Origin of the sequence: Herbaspirillum camelliae (assembly GCF_001929405.1) — a bacterium.
Lineage (GTDB): Bacteria > Pseudomonadota > Gammaproteobacteria > Burkholderiales > Burkholderiaceae_D > Herbaspirillum > Herbaspirillum seropedicae.
Window position 1 is genome coordinate 3,121,323 of the sequence record NZ_KV880769.1, and the last position, 22,020, is coordinate 3,143,342.

Sequence of the window (22,020 nt, forward strand, 5' to 3'; positions counted from 1 at the left end):
TAGGGTAAGGTTGCGGTCAGCGCAGGCGCTTGAAAACAGTCACAATGACGCCCTCGGGCGGGAGCGTACGTAACTTTCCCCCCGCTGATACTCATTTCCTGGAGCCAGACCATGCGCATTGCCGCCACCGGAGATCTTCCCTATTACGCCGTCATCTTTACTTCGCTGCGCACCGAGGGCGATCATGGCTACGGCCAGATGGCCGAGGCGATGGTGGAAGCAGCCTCGCGCCAGCCAGGCTTCCTGGGCGTGGAATCGGCGCGCGAAGAACTGGGCATCACCGTGTCCTATTGGTCCAGCCTGGAAGCCATCTCCGCCTGGAAACGCGACCTGGATCACCAGATGGCCCAGCGCCTGGGCCGCGAGCAGTGGTACCAGGCCTACAAGACGCGTATCTGCAAGGTCGAACGGGACTACGCCTTTTCCCGCGATTGAATCCCATGGGGCCTGCGCGCCAGCGCCTGGCCTTCAGCAAGTGCGTTGCAGGAAGGCCATGACCGCCTGGGCAAACTGTTCAGGCATCTGGTCGGGCATGGGCACCATGCCTTCTTCCAGCGTCTGTATCTGACTCCCCGCAATAGCTCGGGCGATCCGTTCACCATAAGGCGCGGCGTGCGGATCACGTCCGGCGCGCAGCACCAGGGTGGGGGCGCGCACCAGTCCAATGCGTTCTTCCATCCGATAATTGCGAACCACCACATGGCCGTGCGCGGCCATCGGTCCCGCCTTGATCGCGTCGACCAGGAAGCGCGAGAGCAGGTCGGTATCGCCCGCCGGATAGTAGGGCTGGCGGCGCTGCCATAATTCCTGCAGATGACCGCCATCCTCACGTACCGGCACATCGTCAATGGTGCGCTGGCCCGCGTGAGCAGTGCGGCGGGCGGCATCGTTGAACGGGCAGGACGACAGCACCAGCGCCGCCACCCGATCGGGCGCTGCCGCTGCGATCTCCATGGCCGTGACGGCGCCGGTGTGATGGCCGACCACGGCGGCTTTGCCGATCTCCAGCTGATCCATCACCTCCAGCGCCAGTTGCGCCCAGCGCTCGATAGAGTGCTCGTGCAAAGCCAGCCTGCAGGAATCTCCAAAGCCCGCCGTATCGAGGGCGAGCGCGCGGTAGCGCTGTCCCAGCAGGGGCAGCACGTCGCGAAACTCGTCCCAGGAACGGGGCGTCTGGTGCAGCAGCAGTACCGGGAAGCCCTCGCCAGCGCTGGCCAGGTGCAATGGGCCGGCGCTGGTGTCGATGAACTGGCGGCGGATGGCGGGTGGCTTGGGATGCATCGACATGAATGACGCTAAGGCACTAAATGATATAAAAAATTAGTCTTTCATCAGCACCGAATAAGTCGGCACATTATTGGCCCAACCCGAGGTCAAGGGCGCGACGAAGACATTCTCGGTGCGGGTACGGGCGATCTTCCAGACGCCATCGACCTTCTTGAACAGATTGTTGAGCCGGCTGGAACGCAGCAGCGACGACCCATCTCCGAAGATCCATGGCTGGCAATGCACCCATTGGCCATCTGCCTGGGTGCATTCGGCATTGACGTGGATCTGTTCCGAGGTGAGGTAATGCACGTTCAGCAGCAGCGCCGGATCCTTCTTCTGGCCCCAGAAGGCCTGGAAGTGCTTGCGGATGGCGTCCTTGCCGACGGCCTGGCCGAACTGGCCTTCGTAGTAGGCGCCCACGCCTTCCCAGATGGCGTCCTCGGCATAGAGTTCGAGGATCTTCTCGATGCGCTCGGCATCATCGGCTACCGGTTCGGGGCAGGGCGTGTCGCACAGGAACATGTAGCGGGCCTGGATGCGGCGGATGTCGGCTTCGGCGTCGAGCACGTCGAGGCGGCGTTTGAGTTGCAGGATTTCCTGGTGGAGATCGGTCATGGTGATGTGTCTCTGAGTCTGTCTTGTTGATGAAGATGCAACCGACCGCCGGCCTGCGCCGGCGGTCAAAGATAGCGCGCCAGCAGCTTGCGGGTCGCCACGCGCAATACACGGTCGAACAGGTAGCCGAGGATGCCCAGTGCGATGATGCCCACGAACACCCACTCGGTGCGGCTGAAGTTGCGCGCCGTCCAGATCAAGGCGCCCAGTCCTTCGCGGGCCGAGACGATCTCGGCCGACACCACGGTGAGGAAGGAATTGCCCATGGCGATACGCGCACCGGTGACCATGAATGGCACGGTCGAGGGCAGGATCACGGTGCTGAGGATCTTCCACTGTCCCGCACCCAGCGAGGCGGCCGCCCGCAGGCGCAGCGGGTTCACGGCCTGCACGCCGGCAATGGTGTTCAAGGTGACGATGAAGACGGTGGTATAGAAGATCAGCGCGATCTTGGACAGCTCGCCCGGGCCAAGCCAGATCACCGCCAGCGTGACAAAGGCGATGGGCGGGATGAAACGGAAGAACTCGATGTACGGATCGAGCAACTGCCGCACCGTTTCAAAGCGGCCCATGAAGATACCCAGCGGCACCCCAATCACCACCCCCGCACCCCAGCCGGCCAGGATGCGGCCGGAGGAGGCCAGCACCGATTGCTGCAGGGTGCCGTCGCTGATCAGCTCCAGCGCCGCCGCCCAGGTCATCGAGACCGATGGCAGGAACAGCGGCGAGGTGGTCATCGAGACCAGTTGCCAGAGCACCAGGCCGCCGACGATGGCGATCACCGAGATCAGGAAGGGCCGGGCGGCTTTCAGGCGACGGCCCAGGTTGGATGGCATGGCCGACTCTTGCGCCGTCGGCGTGGCTGTCTGTGTGTACTGCGTCATTTGACTGTTTCCTCCTCGAGCAAACCTTGGGCGCGCAATACGCGCGTGACTTCCGCACCGATGTCGTCGCGGATGCGCGCATACAGCGCCATGCAGGCGGGGTCGGCCGGATCGCGTGGATGCGGCAGATGCACCTCTTCGATGGTCTTGATGTGGGCGCGTGGACCGGCGGTCATCGTCACTACGCGATCGGCCAGGAGGATGGCTTCCCAGATGTCGTGGGTGACGAAGACGATGGTACAGCTGGTGCTCTTCCAGATGCGATCCAGCTCGCTCTGCAAGACCTCCCGCGTCTGCGCATCCAGCGCGCCGAAGGGCTCGTCCATCAAGACCACCGAAGGCTCATTGACCAGCACCCGTGCAATCTGCGCGCGCTGGCGCATGCCGCCCGAGAGTTCGGCGGGGAACTTGTCGATGGCGTGCTTCAGGCCTACCAGCGAGACATAGCGTTCGGCCGCGGCGCGCCGCTCGGCGCTGGCGACACCGCGCAGCTTGAGGCCGTACTCGACGTTCTCGCGCACGCTCAGCCAGGGAAACAGCGCCTCCGATGACTGGAACACCACACCACGGTCCAGTCCCGGACCCTTGACGCGCTTGCCGTCCACGCTGATCTCGCCGCTGACATCCTGGAAGCCGGCAATCGCGTTGAGCAGGGTGGACTTGCCACAGCCGGAGGGGCCGAGCAGGCAGACGAATTCCCCGGCGCGGATATCGAGATCGATGCCGGCCATGATGTCATTGCTGCCAATGGTGAGGCCCACCCGCTTGAGGGAAACAGAAGATCCGTGCGCCATGGCTTACCCCTTGTAGAAGCCGCGTTGCAACACCTTGCTCATGTCCACCGGAGCCTTGATGGCCTGGCGTGACAGCAGGAATTCGCCGATCGCGTTGGCGGTGGCCAGATCGGCGTCGCTGAAGTCGCGCACCACCGGCTCCATGTCCTTGAGCGAATTGAGCGTCTGCGGGATCGGGATGCGGGTGATGGCCTGCACCGACTGGGCCGCGCGTGGCGGGTCCTTGCGGGTGATCTCGGCGGCTTCGGCCAGGGCCTTGAGGATCTTGCCGGCCACCTCCTTGTTGGCCGCCAGCCAGGGGGCGGTGGCCGAGAGCCAGAGCGTGCTGGTGTAGCCGACATCGCCACAGGTCATCAGGATATGGCCGCCTTGCTGCACACCCAGCGTGGGCCAGGGTTCCCAGACGAAGTAGGCGTCGATGTCGCCGCGCGCCAGCAGGGCCGGCAATTCCGGCGGGCCGGAGCGCACCATCTCGATCTTGCTGGCATCGAGCTTGAGCTGGCGGATGGTCAGGCCGGTGACGTATTCCGAGACCGAGCCGGCGACGATGCCGAATTTTCTGATCTTGTCGGCCGAGGCGATGTCCTTGCGCGCCACCAGTTTCAGGTAGGTGCGTGACTGGTAGGTCACGGCCAGCGGACGCAGTTCGGCGCGCGCCAGGCGCACGATGTGGGTCGGTTCTCCCGCGCAGCCCAGGTTGACCTGGTTGGCCACCAGCGCATTGAGCGCTTCGCCGCCGTCGGTATAGGACTGCACGCTGACGTTGGGCGCGCCGTGCTTGGCGAAGAGCTTTTCATTGGCCGCCACGAAGAAGGCGGTAAACACCGGGTCGGCGCCCACACCGATGGTCACGGGTGCGCCTTGCGCCAGGGCTGGCACGGCAGGCAGGGCGCCTGCGGCGAGCATGGAAGCCGCGCCCAGCAGGAGCTTGCGGCGATGGGGCGAGGGAGTGGAATGGGTCACGAGCTTGGTCCTCTTTGTCAGTGGGTGGAACGCCAGTGGAGATGGCGGGGGACAGCAACTACAGAGCAGCACATGCAGAACAGGTATGTCTTGCGCCGCTGGGAGAAGCGCCTTTCAGCGCCTGATGCCCAGCTTTGCAAAGAGTGCGCCAGCGCTTTCGTAATTGAGCTCGGACAAGGCCGCGTGCTGCGTCACCACCATCGCATCACGCACGATGCGCTGCAGGCGGTGGGTGCGCTGGATGGCCGCCATGCCGGCGGACTGGTAGGCGTCGTTGACCACTTCCATCGAGACGCGCGCCGCATAGGTGGCCGAGAGCTTGAGCATCATGTCGGTCTCTTCGCTGATGGGGTTGCCAGCCAGGATCTGTTCCCAGGCCTGTTCGCAGGCGTCATAGAAGAACATGCGGGCGCTGCGCCACTTGGCTTCGGACATGCCCAGCTTGATCTTGTAATAAGCGCGGTCAGCCAGCCGCAAGGCGCCCGGCATGATCTTGGCGCCGCCGGCCATGTCCGTGACGATGTCCAATGCCGCGCGCGCCAGTCCGATATTGACTGCCGCATGCACTTCAGCCTGGTAGGCCAGCGCCGGATAGCGATACAGTGGTTCGTCGATGAGCCCGGGCGCGCCGCGTGCACAGGTCCATTCGTGGGCGACGAATTTGTCCTTGAGGCGCGTGTCGTGACTGCCGGTGCCTTGCATGCCGACCACGTTCCAGTTGTCGATGATTTCCACTTCGGCTGCCGGCATGACGGCCATGAGGGCGGGCTTTGGTGCGCCATCGTCGCCGCGGCCATCCTTGATGCCCACGCCTATCCAGTCCGCCCCCTTGCAGCCGCTGGCGAAGTGCCAGCGTCCCGAGATGTTCCAGCCGCCGGGAACTGGCTTGGCTTCCTGCAGGGGATAGAGGCCGCCGGCATAGACCTGGTCGGGGCCGTCGGCGTAGATCTGTCGTTGCGTCTCGATGGGCAGGGCGGCCAGGTAGGTATTGGCCGAACCGAAGGCCGCCACCCAGCCGGTCGAGCCATCGGCGCGCGAGATGCGTTCGACCATGGCCAGGAAGGGCGCGGGCGCCAGCGGTTCGCCACCGAAGCGGCGCGGCGTGCTGGAGCGGAAGATGCCGGCCTGCTTCATCGTGGCGATCAAGTCGCGCGGCACATGGCCCAACTGGTCGAACTCATCGCGACGCGCCGTTACCTCGGCGATGAGGGTGTCCATCTCGGGCGAGTCAGCATGCGGCGGCAGCGCCGTGACGACTTTTTTCTGGACGGGATAGACATCGAGCGTGATCGAATTCATGGCGCACCACTTTGGTTGAACGGAGGTAGCTGAGTGTCATCCTCGGTCAAAGTAGGGTCAAATTCTATTTAGGAATTGACGCAATGAATATTAGTAATAATCAGTAGGACGCGCCGCGATGGCGCACGCGGTTTCGGGTCGATGCACTTGCATGAGGCGAAAGTCCGCCAGGGGAGCGGGATTGCGGGGTGTCGTGCACCAAACTTGCGAGGCCTGGCTACACCGGCGGCAGATTATTTGAAGTATTGATGGGGCTTATCCGTGATGCGGATTTGCCTCTTGCCTATAAGCCTGACTACTATCGGAACGCAGATTGAAACGACCATCGTTCAGTTTCGCAGAGGCTCCTTCTGGCCTTCTTTTCAGACGGGCTCCGTGAGGAGACCCGTCTCTTTTCGTTGTTCCTGATGATCTGTGCTACTGGCTCGCGGATTGCCAGTAGGCGCTGTCGCAGCCATGCTGCGCGATATGCTCCAGCTTGCGGGCGACGGGTTCGCGCTGGAGGATGTCGGTGCGCAAGACGGACACCTGCAAGCCAGAATCGCGCAGCTTGCGCGTGGCGGCATCGAATTGCGCCGGCGCCAGTGCATGGATGCCGCAAGCCGCATAGAGCCGCGCTTCCGGCGTGGCTTGCTCAGCATCGACCAGTTGCGTGAAGACGGCCAGCGCATCGCTGGACTTGAGCAGGTGGCGATAGTGTTGCTCGCTCTGGCTGATGTGGCCGATGAAGCCGACCTGGCCGAGGGCGAAGATGGGAGTGCGACTGAGTTGGACGACATTGGTATCGGCGTCAGTTGAAGTGGCGCATCCCGTCACGATCAATGTCACGAGAAGACAGGCAATCGAAGATGTGTTCATCGGTGTAGCAGCCTCAGGTAAGGTCAAGTTCGCCCCACATTGAACCAAAAAAATGGCCGCATCTGAACTGCGGCCATTCGATTAATTTGTGCTCAATATCGATAACCCAAGGTCAGCATCACCGTCCTGTCATCCCCCAGCGCGACCGCCTTGCCCAGCCCGCCGGCATAATACTCGGTATTGAAGACATTCTTCACATTCAACGCCGTCCGCCAACGCTCGGCGTTGTAGGCCACGCCGATATCGGCGAGCACATAGCCTGGCAAAGTATAGCCATTGGTGCGCATCATGCTCTGTCCGCGTACGCCGCCATTGAGTTCCCAGCCGCTCAGTTCGCCCGAGAAACGGTAACGGGCGCTGGTGGTGAAGTTGTGGCGCGGGACATTGTCCAGCCATTGGCCTACCGTGGTGCTGCGCTGGCCGCCGTCGTCAATGACGATGGCGGCGGTGTAGGAATAAGCGGCGTTGAGGCTCAGTCCATTACGCAAGTCCGAAGTCACGCTGATTTCGCCCCCCTGCGAGCGTTGTCCGCCGATGGCCATCTTGTAGCTGGTGTGGTCAGGGTCCGTGACCAGTACGTTGCGTCGGCGCAGATCGAAGAGGGCAAAGTTGATGCTGGTGCGTCCCTCGTCGAGATCGACCTTCACGCCCGTTTCCCATTGCTTGCCGGTCTCGGGCTTGAAGATGCTGCCGTCGAAGGCGGTACCGCTGTTGGGGTAGAACGAGGTGGCGTAGCTCAGGTAAGGACGTACGCCGTGCCACAGCTCCACCATGATGGCGGCCGAGGCGGTGGTGGCGCTGGAGGCGTTGTCGGAGTGGCTGCCGGTGAGAGCGCTGGTGGTGTAGGTCGCTGCGCGATCCTGGCGCACGCCGGCCAGCAATTGCCAGCGCTCGCCCAGGCTGATCTTGTCGCGGGCATAGAAGCCGGTGTCACGGACCGAGGTGTCGTTGAGCTTGGCATTGGTCGAGGTCAGCTGGGTGGGACAGACCACCCTGGCGCCGTAGCTCGGATTGTAGATATTGCTCAGGGGCGTCACGCTACAGGTGAGCGTGCGCTCCAGCTCGCGTGAATTCATGTAGTCGGTGCCGAGCGTGACTTCGTGCTTGCCCCAGGCGGTGGCGAAGCTGCGCTGGACATTGGTATCCATGGTGAAGGTCTGGCCTTCGAAGGTCTGATCCATGGCGCTGCGGGTGAGGCTGGTTCCGGTCAGGTTGTTGATCGAAATAAGCTGGCCGCTCATGGTGAACTGCTGGTAACGCAGGTTGTTGTTGAGCGTCCAGCCATCGTCAAAGCGGTGCGTGAGCGAATAGCCGATGCGCGTCTCGTTGGCAGCATAGGGTCGTGCGCCCGGCTCGCCGATGAACAGGCTACGCGCTAGCGGGCCGCTGGCGTTGGGCGTGATCGAGCCAGACAGCGGCAAGCCTTGCTGACGGACGTAGTTGCGTTCCTGGTAGCTGGTCAAGATGGTGAAGTCGGTACGCGCACCCAGGTCCAGCGAGAGGGAAGGGGCAATGTAGCGGTTCTTGAACCAGACATGGTCGGTGGCGTCGTTCGAATTGGAGATGAGGCCATTGATGCGGAAGGCCTGCTTGCCATTCTCGGAGAGCGACTTGTTCAGGTCCACGGTGCTCTGGTAGAGGTCGTGGCTGCCAACGGTCACGTCGACGTTGGCGAAGTCGCCGCCCTGCGGGCGCTTGCTGACCATGTTGACCAGGCCGCCTGGCAATACCAGCCCATAGAGTAGAGAACCCGGCCCCTTGAGCACTTCCACTTGTTGCAAGCCATACAACTGCTCGGCCACCCGGCTGCTGGCGGTGGTGCGCAGGCCGTCCAGATACAGTGAATCCGAGGCGACCTGGCCACGAATGATCAGGTCATCCCAGCCGCGTCGGCCGTATTGCTGCGCGACCACCCCGCTGACGTTCTTGAGCGCATCCGACAGTGATACGGCCTGCTGGCTGTCCATCATGGCACGGGTCACCACTGAGATCGATTGCGGTGTTTCCGACAGAGGCGTGTCGGACTTGTTGACCTGGGTCTGCGTGGCCTTGAACTTGCTGTCGGTATAGCCGTCAGCGGTCACGCTGACTGTGGGCAGGGCCGTGCTGGCGCCGTCCGCAGGCTGCGCTGCTGCGGTCTGGGCCAGGGCGGAACTACTGGTGATAACGGTGGAAAAAGCAGAAAAAGCGAGGAGGATGGCGCGGGCGCCTGGAGTCAGCGAGGGCATGAATCTGATATTAATGAGAATGGTTTTTATTCATGATATCGCATCCGGAGGTGAAACAATAGGATTTCCTGCTCGGCCGCTCAGGTCTTGCCAAGACCGTCTTACATGGTGAGAACCTATCCAGGCTTCATTCCTGGCTTGTAAATTTTTCATCTGAAATGGGTTTGACCCGGGCGGAAGTGACTGCTATCTTGGAACCGGTTCCAAAAGATTCATATAAAGAGCAGCCCGGAACCGGCAGGACAAATCAACCGACGCAGTTCAACGATTTGGCGGGCAAGAGTGAGACAAAGCATCAAGACCGGCACCGACCGGGTCACCATCGCGCAGGTTGCGCGGGAGGCCGGCGTGTCCAAGACCAGCGTTTCGCGTTATCTGGGCGGCGAGTTCGACGCGCTCTCGGTGCGCCTGCGCGAGCAGATCGGCAAGACCATTGCGCGCCTGGGCTATCAGCCCAGCCAGATGGCGCGCGGCCTCAAAGGTGGGCGTACGCGGCTCATCGGCATGCTGGTGGCCGATATCCTCAATCCCTATTCGGTGGCGGTGCTGCACGGGGCCGAGGCGGCCTGCCAGAAGCATGGCTACACGCTCATGCTCTGCAATACCGGTAACGACGAGGCGCGTGAGAAGCAATCGCTGGCGGCGCTGCATTCCTATAGCGTGGAAGGGCTGCTGTTCAATACCCAGGGGCGCAATGTGACGCCGCTGCATGAGCTGGGGCAGGCCGCCTTTCCGGTGGTGCTGCTGGACCGCCACGTGGAAGGCTGTGACTTCGACCTGGTCGGCCTGGACAACGTCAAGGCGGCGCAAGTGGCTACCCGCCATCTGCTGGCGCAGGGCTATACCGATATCGCCCTGGTGGTGCAGTCGCTGTATGGCGTGAGTTCGCGCCAGGGGCGGCAGGCGGGTTTCCTGCAGGCGATGTCGGAGCGGCGCGATTGTCATGGCCAGACGCTGGAGGTGGACGTGGAACAGCCCGGCCACGTGGCCACGGTGCTGCGCGAATTCTTCCTGCGTCGCGCCAGCGGTGGCGGTCGGGTGGCGCTGCTGGCGGGCAATGGCATGGTGTCGCTGCAAATTGCGCTGGCCTTGCAGAGCATGAAGCTGAGCTTCCCCGATGACGTGGGATTGCTCTGCTTTGACGAACTGGCCTGGTCGCCGCTGGTGGGCAGCGGCATCAGCACGATAGAACAACCTACGTATGAAATCGGCTTTACGGCTATCGAGCGCCTGCTGGTGCGCATCCAGGGCGAACGCTCGGTGCGCATGGAAATGCTGCTGGATGGCCGCCTGATCAGCCGGGGTTCGACAGCAGCGGTGGCTGCGCAGGAAGGACGTGCCTGCAGTGCGCGCCTGGCCGCCAAGCTGGGCGCGACGGGCTGAAAAGCCGCGCAGCTGGAACCGGTACCAACGTTTTTAAGGGCTATTTCGCCCCACTGGTAAGACCTTGCAACAGGACAGCTCAGTTCGCCTCTGCGCCACCTCGCCGGAGCCGAACGTGCCAGAAGCAGTTTCAGCAGTCGCGGCCCCGGGGCCGCAAGCCAACCTGACGCAGAGCAGGCGCAGCAGCAAAGAGGGCGGGAGGACTCATCCGGCAATCTGCGGGAGGGGTTCGAGGCCAATCGGAAATTGGAGCCCATGGATTCCATGGAGCCAATGGACTGCCGTCACCACGGCAAATTTTCAGGAGACCAGGATGAGCATCAAGAAGATTTTCAACGCCAAGTTCCTCGCACTGACGCTGGCCGCCGCCTGCGCAGTGGCCACCACTGCGCAGGCCAGCGCGCAGAGCATTGCCGAGCTGACCAAGAAGGGCAAGATCACCATCGGCGTGGTCAGCGGCACGCCGCCGTTCGGCTCGGTCGATGCCAAGGGCACGCCCATCGGCTATGACGTGGATGTGGCCAACCTGATCGGCAAGTATCTCGGCCTGCCGGTGGAGATCGTGCCGCTGGTGCCGCCGGCCCGCATCCCGGCGCTGGAGTCGGGCAAGGTCGATATGCTGGCTGCGACCCTCGCACCTACCCCTGAGCGCGCCAAGTCGGTGCTCTTCACCATTCCCTACAGCGGCTTCGAGCTCTCCATCGTCGGCCCGGTGGGCAGCAACTACAAGAAGCTGGAAGATCTGGTGAAGAAGAAAGTGGGCGTCTCGCGCGGTTCCACCAACGACACTGCGCTGACCCGCCTGGCCCCTCCGGGGACGGTGCTGGTGCGTTTCGAGGATGACTCCACGGTGACCCAGGCGCTGCTGTCGAACCAGGTCGATGCCATTTCCATTCCCAATACCATGGCCAATGAGATCGTCAAGAGCCGTGGCCAGGGCAAGATCGAAGTCAAGTTCCCGTACTCGGTGCAACCCAATTCGATGACCGTGCGCAAGGGTTCGTATGAGCTGCAACAGTGGCTCAACAACTTCATCTACTACGTCAAGCTCAACGGCGAACTGGATGCGATCTCGCGCAAGTGGGCTGGTCCGCTGCCCAACCTGCCGGTGTTCTGATCCCTAGAAACTGTCTTGCAGAAGCGGTGGCGCACGGATCGCGTGCGCCACCTGGAAGAACAGATCACGCGCCGCTCAGGGGATGAACGGGCGGCGCGGGTTTGGCGGAGGAGCACACGATGCAATACGATTTTCAGTTCGCGTTCATCTTCCAGCACCTGGATCAGTTGCTGGTCGGCGCGCTGCTCACCATACGGCTGAGCGCGCTATCGATGATCTGCGGTTTGGCGGTGGGGATCTTCGGCGCCATCATTTCCATCCACGGCAGCAAGCCAGCGCGCCTGGCGGTCACCTCCTATGTCGAGCTGATCCGCAGTACGCCTTTCCTGGTGCAGCTGTTCATCATCTTCTTCGGCCTGCCTTCCATTGGCGTGCAGGTCGATGCCAATATCGCCGCGCTGGTGGCGATGACGGTCAACCTCGGGGCCTATTCCACCGAGATCGTGCGGGCCGGCATGATGGCGATCCACCCTTCGCAGATCGAGGCGGCGCAGGCGCTGGCGATGACGCGGTGGCAGGTGATCCGCCATGTGGTGTTGACGCCGGCGCTGGAAAAAGTCTATCCGGCCCTGGCCAGCCAGTTCACGCTGATGATGCTGGCCTCCAGCATCGTCTCGGCCATCTCGGCTGAAGAGTTGACCGCCACGGCCAACCTGCTCGACGCCGAGACCTTCCGCAGCTTCGAGATCTATCTGGTGGTGATGGTGCTCTACATCCTGCTGGCCTTGCTGTTCCGCCTGGCCTTCTGGCTGATCGGGCTGGTGGTCTTCAAACGCCGTCGCCGTCTGGGCGTGGCTCGTCCGAGGAGGATGTGATGCTCGCTGAATTTTCCTTCGACAACTTCGTGTTCCTGCTGGAAGCAGCCCGCTGGACCCTGCTGCTGTCAGCCCTGGCCTTCATTGGCGGCGGCATCGCCGGCTTTATCGTGGCCTTGATGCGCACCTCGCACCTGGCGCCACTGCGGCTGCTCTCGGCCGTGTATATCCAGATCATCCAGGGCACGCCGGTGCTGATCCTGCTGTTCCTGTCGTTCTACGGACTGGCGATCTTCGGCTACAAGCTCCCGCCTATGGTGGCGGCGACCATCGCCATGACGATCTATTCCAGCGCCTATCTCGGCGAGATCTGGCGCGGCTGTATCGAGGCCGTGCCGGTGCCGCAGTGGGAAGCCTCAACCGCCCTGGCCATGACGCGCTGGCAGCAACTGCGCTACGTGATCCTGCCGCAGGCGGTGCGCATCTCGCTGCCGCCCACCGTGGGCTTCCTGGTGCAGATCGTCAAGAACACCTCGATCGCTTCCATCATCGGCCTGGTGGAACTGGCGCAGGCCGGCAAGCTGGTCAGCAATGCGACCTTCCAGCCTTTCCTGGTCTTCCCCATCGTGGCCGGCATCTACTTCGTTTTCTGCTATCCGCTGTCGCGCTTCGCCTTTGCCTTAGAGAGGAAATACCATGCCCATCGTTGAGATCAACAACATCACCAAGCGCTTCGGCAGCAACCAGGTGTTGAACGGCATTTCGCTGTCGGTCGAGCGCGGCCAGGTGGTGGCCATCATCGGCCGGTCGGGCTCTGGCAAGAGCACCATGCTGCGCTGCATTAACGGCCTGGAGACCATTGATGGCGGCAGTATTACGGTGGCTGGCCACAAGCTGACCCACAAGCATGAACACCTCATCGAATTGCGCAAGGATGTGGGCATGGTGTTCCAGCATTACAATCTCTTTCCGCACCTGACCGTGGAGGAGAACATCATGCTGTCACCCCGCATCGTCAAGAAGACCGCCACCGAGACTGCCCGCGAGACCGCCATCAAGGTCTTGAAGCAGGTCGGCCTGGACCACAAGCGCGACGCCTATCCCGAGCAGCTCTCCGGCGGCCAGCAGCAGCGGGTGGCCATTGCCCGTTCGCTGGCCATGGAGCCGCAGGTGATGTTGTTCGATGAAGTGACCTCGGCGCTGGACCCGGAACTGACCGCCGAAGTGCTGAAGGTGATGGAAGAGCTGGCGCGCGGCGGCATGACCATGCTGCTGGTGACGCACGAGATGGAGTTTGCGCGCCGGGTGGCTGACCTCACCGTGTTCATGCACCAGGGCAAGGTGTGGGAAGCGCGCCCCTCGGAGGAATTCTTCGCCGATCCGCAGACGCCGGAAGCCAGGCAGTTCATCGGCGCCGGGGCCATCAAATGAGCCCGGTCCTGGTCGCCGCCTCGGCCTATGGGGCCGATCTGGTGCGGCGGGTGGGCCATGCCGATCTGGTTCCGATGGTGGCGGCGGCCGGCGCGGCGGGGCTGGAGATACGGCGCGAGCTGTTCGATGGTCCGCAGGATCTGCCGGCCTTGCGGGAATTGCTGGCGCAGCACAAGCTGTTTTCGGTCTATTCGGCGCCGTTTGAATTGTTCCGCGCCGATGGGCGATTTGATCGCGAGCAGATCGGCCAGGCGATGAGCGAGGCCGAGGAGATCGGCGCACGTTTCCTGAAAGTATCGCTCGGCCATTTTTCTGCAGGCAGCGATCTGCAATCGCTGCTGCGCTTCCTCTCGCATTCCCCCATCGAAGTCCTGCTGGAAAACGACCAGACCCCGCAGGGCGGGCGGCTGGAACCCATCGTCAGTTTTCTGGCCCTGTGTACCGGCAATGGTTATGCCTTCGGCATGACCTTCGACATGGGCAACTGGCGCTGGCAAGGTGTCGATCCCGAGACGGCTGCGCGTTCGCTGGCGCCGCACGTGCGCTATGTGCATTGCAAGGGCGTGCAGGAAAGTCATGGCAAATTGAAGGCCGTGCCGCTGCAGGCGCAGGACAGCCACTGGCAGGAGATGCTGGCGCATTTCCCCACAGGCATCCTGCGCGCCATCGAATTCCCGCTGGTCGGCAGCGACCTGGAAGAAACGACGCGCCGCCACGTGGCGATGCTGGCGGCCGTCTGAGGACAAGCACAATGACGATGCAACTGGATGTGGTGACCTGGGGCGAGGCCCTGGCCTTGCTGGTAGCCGATGAGGTCGGCCCGTTTGAGGAAGTGGAGAAATACACGCGCCGCCTGGCCGGCGCCGAGACCAATGTGGCCATCGGCCTGGCGCGCCTGGGCTTGAAGGTGGGCTGGGCCAGCCGCGTGGGCAATGATGCCTTCGGCCGCTTCATCCGCCAGCGGGTAGCGCAGGAGGGGGTGGATGTCAGCCGCGTGCTGACCGACATGGAATTTCGCACTGCCATCCAGTTGAAGGCCAAGGCCGTCGGTGGGGCCGATCCCGCCATCGAGTATTACCGCAAGGGTTCGGCGGCCAGCCATCTGTCGGTGGACGATTTCGATGCCGGCTATTTCGGCGCGGCGCGTCACTTGCATGCCACCGGCATTGCACCGGCCTTGTCGCCTACGACCATGGCCTTTGCCCATCAGGCCATGGATTTCATGCGCGCGCAGGGCAAGACGATTTCCTTCGACCCCAACCTGCGGCCGATGCTGTGGCCCTCGCGCGAAGTCATGGCGCAGCAGTTGAATGCGCTGGCCTTCAAGGCGGACTGGATGCTGCCGGGATTGTCGGAAGGCACGCTGCTGACCGGATATGAAGATCCGCACGCCATTGCCGGCTTCTACCTGGAGCGCGGCGTGAAGATGGTGGTCATCAAGCTGGGTGCCGAGGGCGCTTACTGGCGCAACAGTGAAGGCGAGGGCAGGGTGGCCGGTGTGCCGGTGAAGGAAGTGGTCGATACCGTGGGGGCCGGGGACGGTTTCGCGGTGGGCGTCATCAGCGGGATGCTGGAAGGCTTGCCGGTGCCGCAAGCCGTCATGCGCGGCAACCGCATCGGGGCGTTCGCTATCCAGGTGGTGGGAGACATGGAAGGCTTGCCCACCCGGGCCGAACTGGAGGCAGCGTCCTAGCGCTTGTCCGAAACCCTCGCCCCGTTCGGACTGAGTAGCGGCGAAGCCGCGTATCGAAGGTGCTCCGACGGCGCGTCTTCGATACGGCTCTGCGGGCCTACTCAGCCCGAACGGTAGTTGGGTGATCAAAGTTGGCGCACTCTTTTATCTGACAGGAATCGTCATGAAGCCGCACGTAGTCGTCTACAAAAAATTGCCCGAACATCTGCTGCAACGCCTGCAAGCGGAATGTGATGTGACGCTGTTCGACCGTATTACGCAAGACAACCGCGCCGATTTCCTCGCGGCCTTGAAGACCGCCCACGGCATGATCGGCGCCAGCCTGCCCATCACCAACGCCATGCTGGAGGCTGCCCCGCAGTTGAAGATCGTCTCCACCATCTCGGTGGGCGTGGACAATTTCGACCTCGATTATTTTCGCCGGCGCGCTCTGATGCTGGCCCATACGCCCGGTGTGCTCACCGAAGCCACTGCTGACACCATCTTTGCCTTGATCCTCTCCACTGCACGCCGCGTGGTGGAACTGGCCGAGTTCGTCAAGGCCGGTCGCTGGAAGGGCAGCATCGGTGAGGCCCAGTTCGGCGTGAACGTGCACGGCAAGACGCTGGGCCTGATCGGCATGGGTCGCATCGGCTCTGCGGTGGCGCGGCGGGCGCATCATGGTTTCGGTATGCCCATCCTGTATCACAACCGCCGCCCCGATCCGCAAGCCGAGCGCGAACTCGATGCGCGCTACGTCAGCCAGGACGAATTGCTGGCCCAGGCGGATTTCGTCTGCGTGATGCTGCCCTTGAACGCCGATACCGAACGCCTGATCGGCGCGCGCGAATTTGCGATGATGAAGCGCAGCGCCATCTTCATCAATGCCTCACGCGGGCGCATCGTCGATGAGGCGGCGCTCATTACGGCCCTGCAGGACAAGACCATCTATGGCGCCGGCCTGGATGTGTTCGAGGTCGAGCCGCTGCCAGCCGAGTCGCCCCTGCTGCAACTTCCCAACGTGGTGGCCTTGCCCCATATCGGCTCGGCCACTCATGAAACCCGCCTGGCCATGGCCGAGCTGGCTGTCTCCAATCTGCTGGCCGGTCTGCGCGGCGAACCGGTGCCCCACCTGGCGGTCTGAACAGCGCGGTGTTGCCTGCGGGCAGGCCGCGCTTCAATTCCGCGGCGTGAAGTTTTTTTCAGCTTCTCTTCATTTCCTCTTCCGCTCACGTGAATCTTTGGTGTATGCTGCGAACATTAAAAAGAACGATCGTGCTAAAAACCGGTAGGCACCCCGTTTTGCTTTTATAATCCTGCGGAAGTTTACGTTTACGTCAATTCCTTTTTGCAAGGGCCATGCGATGAAAGTATTAGTACCAGTCAAGCGCGTCGTGGATTACAACGTCAAGGTGCGCGTCAAGAGCGACGGCAGCGGCGTCGATATCGCCAACGTCAAGATGTCGATGAACCCGTTTGACGAAATCGCGGTGGAAGAAGCCGTGCGCCTGAAAGAGGCTGGCCGTGTCACCGAAGTGATCGCCGTCTCCGCCGGCGTGACCCAATGCCAGGAAACCCTGCGCACCGCCATGGCCATTGGCGCCGATCGCGGCATCCTGGCCGAAGTGGCGGCCGATGTCGAACTGCAACCGCTGGCCGTGGCCAAGATCCTGAAGGCCCTGGCCGAGAAGGAGCAGCCGCAACTGATCATCCTGGGCAAGCAGGCCATCGACGACGACTGCAACCAGACCGGCCAGATGCTGGCGGCGCTCTTGGGTTGGCCGCAAGCCACCTTCGCCTCCAAGGTCGTGCTGGAAGAGGGTAAGGTCACCGTGACCCGCGAAGTGGACGGCGGCCTGGAAACCCTGGCCCTGACCCTGCCGGCCATCATCACCACCGACCTGCGCCTGAACGAGCCGCGTTACGTCACGTTGCCCAACATCATGAAGGCCAAGAAGAAGCAACTGGACACCGTCAAGCCCGAAGAGCTGGGCGTGGACGTCGCCCCGCGCGTGAAGACCTTGAAGGTCACTGAGCCCGCCAAGCGCAGCGCCGGCGTGAAGGTGCCGGATGTCGCGACCCTGGTCGCCAAACTGAAAAATGAAGCCAAGGTGATCTGATCATGACCGCACTCGTTATTGCTGAACACGACAACGTTAGCCTGAAGGGCAGCACCCTCAACACCATCACCGCCGCAGCGCAAGCCAGTGGCGATGTCCACGTCCTGGTGGCCGGCGCCAACGCCAAGGCCGCCGCTGACGCAGCCGCCCAAGTGGCAGGCGTGGCGAAGGTACTGCTGGCCGATGCCCCGCAGTTCGCCGATGGCCTGGCCGAGAATGTCGCTGAACAAGTCCTGGCCATCGCCAAGGATTACAGCCACATCCTGGCGCCCGCCACCGCCTACGGCAAGAACATCCTGCCGCGCGTGGCCGCCAAGCTGGACGTGGGCCAGATTTCCGACATCACCAAGGTGGAGTCGGCCGATACCTTCGAACGTCCCATCTACGCCGGCAACGCCATTGCGACCGTGCAGTCGATCGACCCGATCAAGGTCATCACCGTGCGGACCACCGGTTTCGATCCGGCCGCACTTGGTGGCTCGGCTGCCGTGGAAAGCATCCCCGCTGTGGCTGATTCGGGCAAGTCCAGCTTCGTTGGCCGTGAGGTCGCCAAGTCGGATCGTCCGGAACTGACCGCTGCCAAGATCATCGTCTCCGGTGGCCGTGGCATGGGTTCTGCCGAAAGCTTCAAGATCCTCGAGCCGCTGGCCGACAAGTTGAACGCCGCCATGGGCGCTTCCCGCGCCGCCGTCGATGCGGGCTACGTGCCCAACGACTGGCAAGTTGGCCAGACCGGCAAGATCGTCGCCCCGCAGCTGTATATCGCCGTCGGTATCTCCGGCGCGATCCAGCACCTGGCCGGCATGAAGGACTCCAAGGTCATCGTGGCCATCAACAAGGACGAGGAAGCGCCGATCTTCTCGGTGGCTGACTATGGCCTGGTGGGCGACCTCTTCGAGGTCGTGCCGGAGCTGGTCAAGCAGCTTGGCTGATGCCCGTTGAACCGTAGTATCCGCCCCGGCTCAGGCCGGGGTGTTTTCGTGCAAGCAAGGAACGCCGGTAGAGCGGTCCGCAATGGAGGTTGGAGATGAGTTACACCGCGCCCGTGAAGGATATGTTGTTCGTCATGAACGAGCTGGCCGGCCTGGCGGCTGTGAATGCGTTGCCCGGCTGCGAAGACGCCACGCCGGAAACGGCCGAGGCCATCCTCGAGGAAAACGCCAAGTTCTGCAGTGAGGTAGTGGCCCCGCTCAATCACTCCGCCGACAAGGAGCCCAGCAGCTGGGCCGACGGCAAGGTGACGACCAGCCCCGGTTTCAAGGAAGCCTTCCGCCAGTTCGGCGAGGCTGGCTGGCAAGGCGTGCAGCATCCAGTGGAGTTCGGCGGCCAGGGCCTGCCCAAGCTGCTGGCCACGCCCTGCATCGAAATGCTGAACTCGGCCAATCTGTCCTTCGCACTGTGCCCGCTGCTGACCGATGGCACCATCGAAGCGCTGATGACCGCCGGCACCCAGGAGCAGAAGGAAACCTTCATCGCCAACTTCATCTCCGGCAAGTGGACCGGCACCATGAACCTGACCGAGCCTCAGGCCGGTTCCGACCTGGCGCTGGTGCGTACCCGCGCGGTGCCGGAGGGTGACGGGACCTACAAGCTCTTCGGCACCAAGATCTTCATCACCTATGGCGAGCATGACATGGCCGAGAACATCGTCCATCTGGTGCTGGCCCGCACGCCCAATGCGCCCGAAGGGGTGAAGGGCATTTCGCTGTTCATCGTGCCCAAGTTCCTGGTCAACGCCGACGGTTCGCTGGGCGCGCGCAATGACGTGCATTGCGTCTCCATCGAACACAAGCTGGGCATCAAGGCCAGTCCGACCGCCGTGCTGCAGTTCGGCGACCATGGCGGCGCCATCGGCACCCTGGTCGGCGAAGAGAATCGCGGCCTGGAATACATGTTCATCATGATGAATGCGGCGCGCTTTGCCGTGGGCATCCAGGGTCTGTCGGTGTCGGAACGGGCCTATCAGAAGGCTGTGGCCTATGCCAAGGATCGCGTACAGTCGCGCGACCTGGCCGGTTCACCCGGTCCTGTGGCCATCATCCACCAGCCCGACGTGCGCCGCATGTTGATGTCCATGCGCGCCCAGATCGAGGCGGCACGTGCGCTGTCCTATGTGGCGGCCGCCACTTCGGATGCGGCCCACTTCAGCGATGACGAGGCCACCCGCAAGTCCAACCAGGCCTTCTACGAATACCTGGTGCCCATCGTCAAGGGCTGGATCACCGAGATGTCCATCGATGTGACTTCCACCGGCGTGCAGGTGCATGGCGGTATGGGCTTCATCGAGGAAACTGGCGCGGCCCAGTATTACCGTGACGCCCGCATCCTGCCGATCTACGAAGGTACCACCGCCATCCAGGCCAATGACCTGGTGGGCCGCAAGACCGCCCGTGATGGCGGCGCCGTGGCCAAGGGCATCCTCGCCCAGGTGCGCAAGACGGTCTCCGAACTGCAAGGTGATGCCCAGTTGCAGCCCATCGCGGCGCGCCTGGGTGAGGCGGCCGATGCGCTGGAGCAGGTGGTCGATTATGTGGTGGCCAACGTCAAGAGCGATATCAAGGCGGTCTTTGCTGGCAGCGTCCCGTATCTGAAAATGGCCGGTGTGGTCTTGGGCGGTTGGCAGATGGCGCGTGCTGCAGCTGTCTCTGCGGCCAAGCTCAAGGCGGGCGAGGGTGATGGCAAGTTCTATGAGGCCAAGCTGGCCACGGCGCGTTTCTATGCCGATCAGATCCTGCCGCAGGCGCTGGCCTATCGTACGGCCATCGTCGATTGCGGTGCGGCGGTGATGGCCTTGGCCGAGGAGCAGTTCTGATTTCCTGATTTCTGGCGCAAACAAAAGCCCGGAACACCGCAGAGCGGTGTTCCGGGCTTGTCTATTTGATGGGGCAGGGGATCAGCCGAAGGCGCCGCCGGTGAAGAGCAGATCGAAGCTGCGCGCCAGCAGGGCGATCACGCCCATGGCCCCCAGGCCCACGGTCAGCACCAGGATCACGGCCAGGATCCAGTGCGATTCCGAGCTCTTGCCGCTGCCGGCGTTGTGGCGGGCATCCCATTTGTCATCCGGGGTCAGGCCGATCACCAGCGCTTCCAGGCAGGCGATGAGCATCGACAGCACAAAGGGCAGGGCGGTGAACAGCCGGGGCGCTTCCGGCTGGGCCGCCATCAGGCCCAGCGACAGCGGAATGGCCAGGATGTGCAGCCAGCCGAAACGGTCGCGCGCGCCATAGAGATAGAAGCGATGCAGGCCGATGCTGCCCAGCGTGGTGGCCAGGAAGGTCGTCAGGGTCTTGTTCTTGTGGCGGTGGTCTGGGGGCATGCTGATGTCTCTTTGTTCTGGTTTGTGCCATGGGAGATGAAGCCCTGGCAATGTTGTTCTCAGGATATCGAGGCAGTATAGCCGAGCCTGGGGCGTGCAGGAATTTCCCGCTGGACATGTCATGACTGGCTGTTGAGGCGGGGTGGGGAGCCGTTCTGGTGTTTTCTGATGCGATTTGACATCAGTTTCGGCGCTTTTTATTGGGGCAATGCGTTGGTCTGCTGCACAAAAGCGCCAAGCAGCTTGCCCGGGTGTGCGGAAGTCCGTTATAATCTGCGGCTTTTCCGTGTCCGTATTCTTACTGGAACCATTATGGTCGTTATTCGTTTAGCTCGTGGCGGCGCCAAGAAGCGCCCCTTCTACAACATCGTTGCAACCGACTCGCGCAATCGTCGCGATGGCCGTTTCATCGAGCGCATCGGCTTCTACAACCCGGTCGCTTCCGGCAAGGAAGAAATCGTGCGTATCGCTGCTGACCGTCTGGCTCACTGGCAAGGCGTTGGCGCACAACTGTCGCCGACCGTTGCTCGCCTGGTCGCTCAAGCCGGTTCCAAGGCTGCTGCCTAATACAGGTTTTCCTGTCTGATTCCGCGTCAGTCCTGCTGGCGCACGGATGAAGAACAGGTCTGGTGTACTCATGACTCATCCAGCCCAGGCGGGGTTCTCCGCACCCGACGATCTCGTGACCGTCGGCCATGTGACCGGAGCCTACGGAATCCAGGGCTGGATTCGCGTGCGCCCTTATTCTTCTGAGGCAGATGCCTTGTTGAATGCCAAGACCTGGTGGCTGGAGAAGTCCGGCCAGCCCAAGCAGGACGTCGATGTCATGCAGTCCAAGGGGCACAGCGGCGATGTCGTTGCGCGCCTGACCGGGGTCGCCGACCGCAATGCGGCCGAAGCGATGAAGGGAACGGTGGTTTCCATCTCCCGCAAGCACTTCCCGGCGCTGGATGACAATGAATTCTACTGGGTCGATCTGATCGGCTCGGCAGTGGAAAATCTCCAGGGTGAAGCCTTGGGCGTGGTGTCCGATATGATGGACAACGGCGCTCATCCCATCCTGGTGGTGAAGGCCCCGGTGCAGGAAACTGCGCCCGAGCCGCAACCGGAACCCGCTGCCGACGCAAAGCCGAAGAAGGGTGCCAAGGAGAAATCTGCGGCGACACCCGAACTGCTGATTCCGTTTGTCGATCAGTTCGTCAAGACGGTGCAGCAGAGCGAAAAAAAGATCATCGTCGACTGGGACAAGGATTACTGACCTTCGAGGTCAGTTTTTGCTTTTCCGGCTCGCTGATGTCAAGGGATTCACAAGATTC

23 protein-coding genes are annotated in these 22,020 nt (G+C 62.6%); 14 read left to right on the forward strand and 9 right to left on the reverse strand.

Annotated features, from left to right (window positions below; genetic code table 11):
- Nucleotides 1-111 precede the first annotated feature (111 nt).
- Nucleotides 112-435, forward strand: a complete 324-nt coding sequence (locus tag BGK68_RS13815; RefSeq protein WP_075257576.1) for an antibiotic biosynthesis monooxygenase family protein — start codon at nt 112-114, stop codon at nt 433-435.
- A gap of 33 nt (nt 436-468) precedes the next feature.
- Here the strand turns inward: BGK68_RS13815 and BGK68_RS13820 are convergent, their stop codons facing one another.
- The 8 genes from BGK68_RS13820 to BGK68_RS13855 all read right to left on the reverse strand — a co-directional run bounded on the left by BGK68_RS13820 (nt 469) and on the right by BGK68_RS13855 (nt 8,910).
- Nucleotides 469-1,281, reverse strand: a complete 813-nt coding sequence (locus BGK68_RS13820) for an alpha/beta fold hydrolase (RefSeq protein ID WP_143433205.1) — start codon at nt 1,279-1,281, stop codon at nt 469-471.
- A gap of 39 nt (nt 1,282-1,320) precedes the next feature.
- Nucleotides 1,321-1,884: a nuclear transport factor 2 family protein gene (locus BGK68_RS13825; RefSeq protein WP_075257578.1), complete on the reverse strand. Its 564-nt coding sequence runs from the start codon at nt 1,882-1,884 to the stop codon at nt 1,321-1,323.
- 65 nt (nt 1,885-1,949) lie between these two features.
- Nucleotides 1,950-2,768, reverse strand: coding sequence for an ABC transporter permease (locus BGK68_RS13830; RefSeq protein ID WP_075257579.1), 819 nt, complete (start codon nt 2,766-2,768; stop codon nt 1,950-1,952).
- Nucleotides 2,765-3,562 (reverse strand): ABC transporter ATP-binding protein, encoded by a 798-nt coding sequence (locus BGK68_RS13835; protein WP_075257580.1) that lies wholly within the window; start codon nt 3,560-3,562, stop codon nt 2,765-2,767. Before BGK68_RS13835 ends, BGK68_RS13830 begins: the two co-directional genes overlap by 4 nt.
- Nucleotides 3,563-3,565: 3 nt before the next feature.
- Complete coding sequence (locus BGK68_RS13840) at nt 3,566-4,525, reverse strand: ABC transporter substrate-binding protein (RefSeq protein WP_075257581.1); 960 nt, start codon at nt 4,523-4,525, stop codon at nt 3,566-3,568.
- A 114-nt stretch (nt 4,526-4,639) separates the two neighbouring features.
- Nucleotides 4,640-5,824, reverse strand: coding sequence for an acyl-CoA dehydrogenase family protein (locus BGK68_RS13845; RefSeq protein WP_075257582.1), 1,185 nt, complete (start codon nt 5,822-5,824; stop codon nt 4,640-4,642).
- Nucleotides 5,825-6,241: 417 nt separating this feature from the next.
- Nucleotides 6,242-6,682, reverse strand: a complete 441-nt coding sequence (gene mchS3, locus BGK68_RS13850) for an MchS3 family protein (protein ID WP_075257583.1) — start codon at nt 6,680-6,682, stop codon at nt 6,242-6,244.
- A gap of 92 nt (nt 6,683-6,774) precedes the next feature.
- Nucleotides 6,775-8,910 (reverse strand): TonB-dependent siderophore receptor, encoded by a 2,136-nt coding sequence (locus BGK68_RS13855; protein WP_075257584.1) that lies wholly within the window; start codon nt 8,908-8,910, stop codon nt 6,775-6,777.
- A 282-nt stretch (nt 8,911-9,192) separates the two neighbouring features.
- Here BGK68_RS13855 and BGK68_RS13860 point away from each other — a divergent pair, with 282 nt between their 5' ends.
- From BGK68_RS13860 to BGK68_RS13910, 11 genes are all read left to right on the forward strand, one after another.
- The gene (locus BGK68_RS13860) at nt 9,193-10,293 is read left to right on the forward strand and encodes a LacI family DNA-binding transcriptional regulator (RefSeq protein ID WP_198937204.1); all 1,101 of its coding nucleotides are present in this window, start codon (nt 9,193-9,195) and stop codon (nt 10,291-10,293) included.
- A gap of 313 nt (nt 10,294-10,606) precedes the next feature.
- The gene (locus BGK68_RS13865; RefSeq protein ID WP_075257586.1) at nt 10,607-11,410 is read left to right on the forward strand and encodes a transporter substrate-binding domain-containing protein; all 804 of its coding nucleotides are present in this window, start codon (nt 10,607-10,609) and stop codon (nt 11,408-11,410) included.
- Nucleotides 11,411-11,529: 119 nt separating this feature from the next.
- Complete coding sequence (locus BGK68_RS13870) at nt 11,530-12,225, forward strand: amino acid ABC transporter permease (protein ID WP_013233514.1); 696 nt, start codon at nt 11,530-11,532, stop codon at nt 12,223-12,225.
- Entirely contained in the window at nt 12,225-12,875 is a 651-nt protein-coding gene (locus tag BGK68_RS13875) for an amino acid ABC transporter permease (protein WP_075257587.1), read from the forward strand. The genes BGK68_RS13870 and BGK68_RS13875 overlap by 1 nt, the downstream gene beginning before the upstream one ends.
- Complete coding sequence (locus BGK68_RS13880) at nt 12,862-13,596, forward strand: amino acid ABC transporter ATP-binding protein (protein WP_013233516.1); 735 nt, start codon at nt 12,862-12,864, stop codon at nt 13,594-13,596. The genes BGK68_RS13875 and BGK68_RS13880 overlap by 14 nt, the downstream gene beginning before the upstream one ends.
- Nucleotides 13,593-14,336 carry a sugar phosphate isomerase/epimerase family protein gene (locus BGK68_RS13885; RefSeq protein ID WP_075257588.1) on the forward strand — a complete coding sequence of 248 codons (744 nt, stop codon included), beginning with the start codon at nt 13,593-13,595 and terminating at the stop codon, nt 14,334-14,336. Before BGK68_RS13880 ends, BGK68_RS13885 begins: the two co-directional genes overlap by 4 nt.
- Before the next feature lie 11 nt (nt 14,337-14,347).
- Nucleotides 14,348-15,289, forward strand: a complete 942-nt coding sequence (locus BGK68_RS13890) for a sugar kinase (RefSeq protein WP_075257589.1) — start codon at nt 14,348-14,350, stop codon at nt 15,287-15,289.
- A gap of 163 nt (nt 15,290-15,452) precedes the next feature.
- Nucleotides 15,453-16,412, forward strand: a complete 960-nt coding sequence (locus BGK68_RS13895) for a 2-hydroxyacid dehydrogenase (protein ID WP_075257590.1) — start codon at nt 15,453-15,455, stop codon at nt 16,410-16,412.
- A 220-nt stretch (nt 16,413-16,632) separates the two neighbouring features.
- Nucleotides 16,633-17,388 carry an electron transfer flavoprotein subunit beta/FixA family protein gene (locus tag BGK68_RS13900; RefSeq protein WP_075257591.1) on the forward strand — a complete coding sequence of 252 codons (756 nt, stop codon included), beginning with the start codon at nt 16,633-16,635 and terminating at the stop codon, nt 17,386-17,388.
- Between the two features lie 2 nt (nt 17,389-17,390).
- The gene (locus tag BGK68_RS13905; RefSeq protein WP_075257592.1) at nt 17,391-18,320 is read left to right on the forward strand and encodes an electron transfer flavoprotein subunit alpha/FixB family protein; all 930 of its coding nucleotides are present in this window, start codon (nt 17,391-17,393) and stop codon (nt 18,318-18,320) included.
- 95 nt (nt 18,321-18,415) lie between these two features.
- A complete protein-coding gene (locus tag BGK68_RS13910) occupies nt 18,416-20,200 on the forward strand; it encodes an acyl-CoA dehydrogenase (protein ID WP_075257593.1) in 1,785 nt (594 codons plus the stop codon).
- Nucleotides 20,201-20,281: 81 nt separating this feature from the next.
- Here BGK68_RS13910 and BGK68_RS13915 read toward each other — a convergent pair whose 3' ends face one another.
- The gene (locus BGK68_RS13915; RefSeq protein WP_083657810.1) at nt 20,282-20,704 is read right to left on the reverse strand and encodes an NINE protein; all 423 of its coding nucleotides are present in this window, start codon (nt 20,702-20,704) and stop codon (nt 20,282-20,284) included.
- A 312-nt stretch (nt 20,705-21,016) separates the two neighbouring features.
- On the opposite strand from BGK68_RS13915, the gene rpsP reads away from it, so the two are divergent.
- Nucleotides 21,017-21,271 (forward strand): 30S ribosomal protein S16, encoded by a 255-nt coding sequence (rpsP, locus tag BGK68_RS13920; RefSeq protein WP_075257594.1) that lies wholly within the window; start codon nt 21,017-21,019, stop codon nt 21,269-21,271.
- A 70-nt stretch (nt 21,272-21,341) separates the two neighbouring features.
- Nucleotides 21,342-21,962: a ribosome maturation factor RimM gene (rimM, locus tag BGK68_RS13925; protein WP_075257595.1), complete on the forward strand. Its 621-nt coding sequence runs from the start codon at nt 21,342-21,344 to the stop codon at nt 21,960-21,962.
- Nucleotides 21,963-22,020 lie beyond the last annotated feature (58 nt).

Bases quoted from the DNA above. Each gene is read 5' to 3' on its own strand.
- BGK68_RS13815 (WP_075257576.1), top strand. From the start codon at position 112: ATGCGCATTGCCGCCACCGGAGATCTTCCCTATTACGCCGTCATCTTT.
- BGK68_RS13820 (WP_143433205.1), bottom strand. From the start codon at position 1,281: ATGCATCCCAAGCCACCCGCCATCCGCCGCCAGTTCATCGACACCAGC.
- BGK68_RS13825 (WP_075257578.1), bottom strand. From the start codon at position 1,884: ATGACCGATCTCCACCAGGAAATCCTGCAACTCAAACGCCGCCTCGAC.
- BGK68_RS13830 (WP_075257579.1), bottom strand. From the start codon at position 2,768: ATGACGCAGTACACACAGACAGCCACGCCGACGGCGCAAGAGTCGGCC.
- BGK68_RS13835 (WP_075257580.1), bottom strand. From the start codon at position 3,562: ATGGCGCACGGATCTTCTGTTTCCCTCAAGCGGGTGGGCCTCACCATT.
- BGK68_RS13845 (WP_075257582.1), bottom strand. From the start codon at position 5,824: ATGAATTCGATCACGCTCGATGTCTATCCCGTCCAGAAAAAAGTCGTC.
- mchS3 (WP_075257583.1), bottom strand. From the start codon at position 6,682: ATGAACACATCTTCGATTGCCTGTCTTCTCGTGACATTGATCGTGACG.
- BGK68_RS13855 (WP_075257584.1), bottom strand. From the start codon at position 8,910: ATGCCCTCGCTGACTCCAGGCGCCCGCGCCATCCTCCTCGCTTTTTCT.
- BGK68_RS13865 (WP_075257586.1), top strand. From the start codon at position 10,607: ATGAGCATCAAGAAGATTTTCAACGCCAAGTTCCTCGCACTGACGCTG.
- BGK68_RS13870 (WP_013233514.1), top strand. From the start codon at position 11,530: ATGCAATACGATTTTCAGTTCGCGTTCATCTTCCAGCACCTGGATCAG.
- BGK68_RS13875 (WP_075257587.1), top strand. From the start codon at position 12,225: ATGCTCGCTGAATTTTCCTTCGACAACTTCGTGTTCCTGCTGGAAGCA.
- BGK68_RS13880 (WP_013233516.1), top strand. From the start codon at position 12,862: ATGCCCATCGTTGAGATCAACAACATCACCAAGCGCTTCGGCAGCAAC.
- BGK68_RS13885 (WP_075257588.1), top strand. From the start codon at position 13,593: ATGAGCCCGGTCCTGGTCGCCGCCTCGGCCTATGGGGCCGATCTGGTG.
- BGK68_RS13890 (WP_075257589.1), top strand. From the start codon at position 14,348: ATGACGATGCAACTGGATGTGGTGACCTGGGGCGAGGCCCTGGCCTTG.
- BGK68_RS13895 (WP_075257590.1), top strand. From the start codon at position 15,453: ATGAAGCCGCACGTAGTCGTCTACAAAAAATTGCCCGAACATCTGCTG.
- BGK68_RS13900 (WP_075257591.1), top strand. From the start codon at position 16,633: ATGAAAGTATTAGTACCAGTCAAGCGCGTCGTGGATTACAACGTCAAG.
- BGK68_RS13905 (WP_075257592.1), top strand. From the start codon at position 17,391: ATGACCGCACTCGTTATTGCTGAACACGACAACGTTAGCCTGAAGGGC.
- BGK68_RS13910 (WP_075257593.1), top strand. From the start codon at position 18,416: ATGAGTTACACCGCGCCCGTGAAGGATATGTTGTTCGTCATGAACGAG.
- BGK68_RS13915 (WP_083657810.1), bottom strand. From the start codon at position 20,704: ATGCCCCCAGACCACCGCCACAAGAACAAGACCCTGACGACCTTCCTG.
- rpsP (WP_075257594.1), top strand. From the start codon at position 21,017: ATGGTCGTTATTCGTTTAGCTCGTGGCGGCGCCAAGAAGCGCCCCTTC.
- rimM (WP_075257595.1), top strand. From the start codon at position 21,342: ATGACTCATCCAGCCCAGGCGGGGTTCTCCGCACCCGACGATCTCGTG.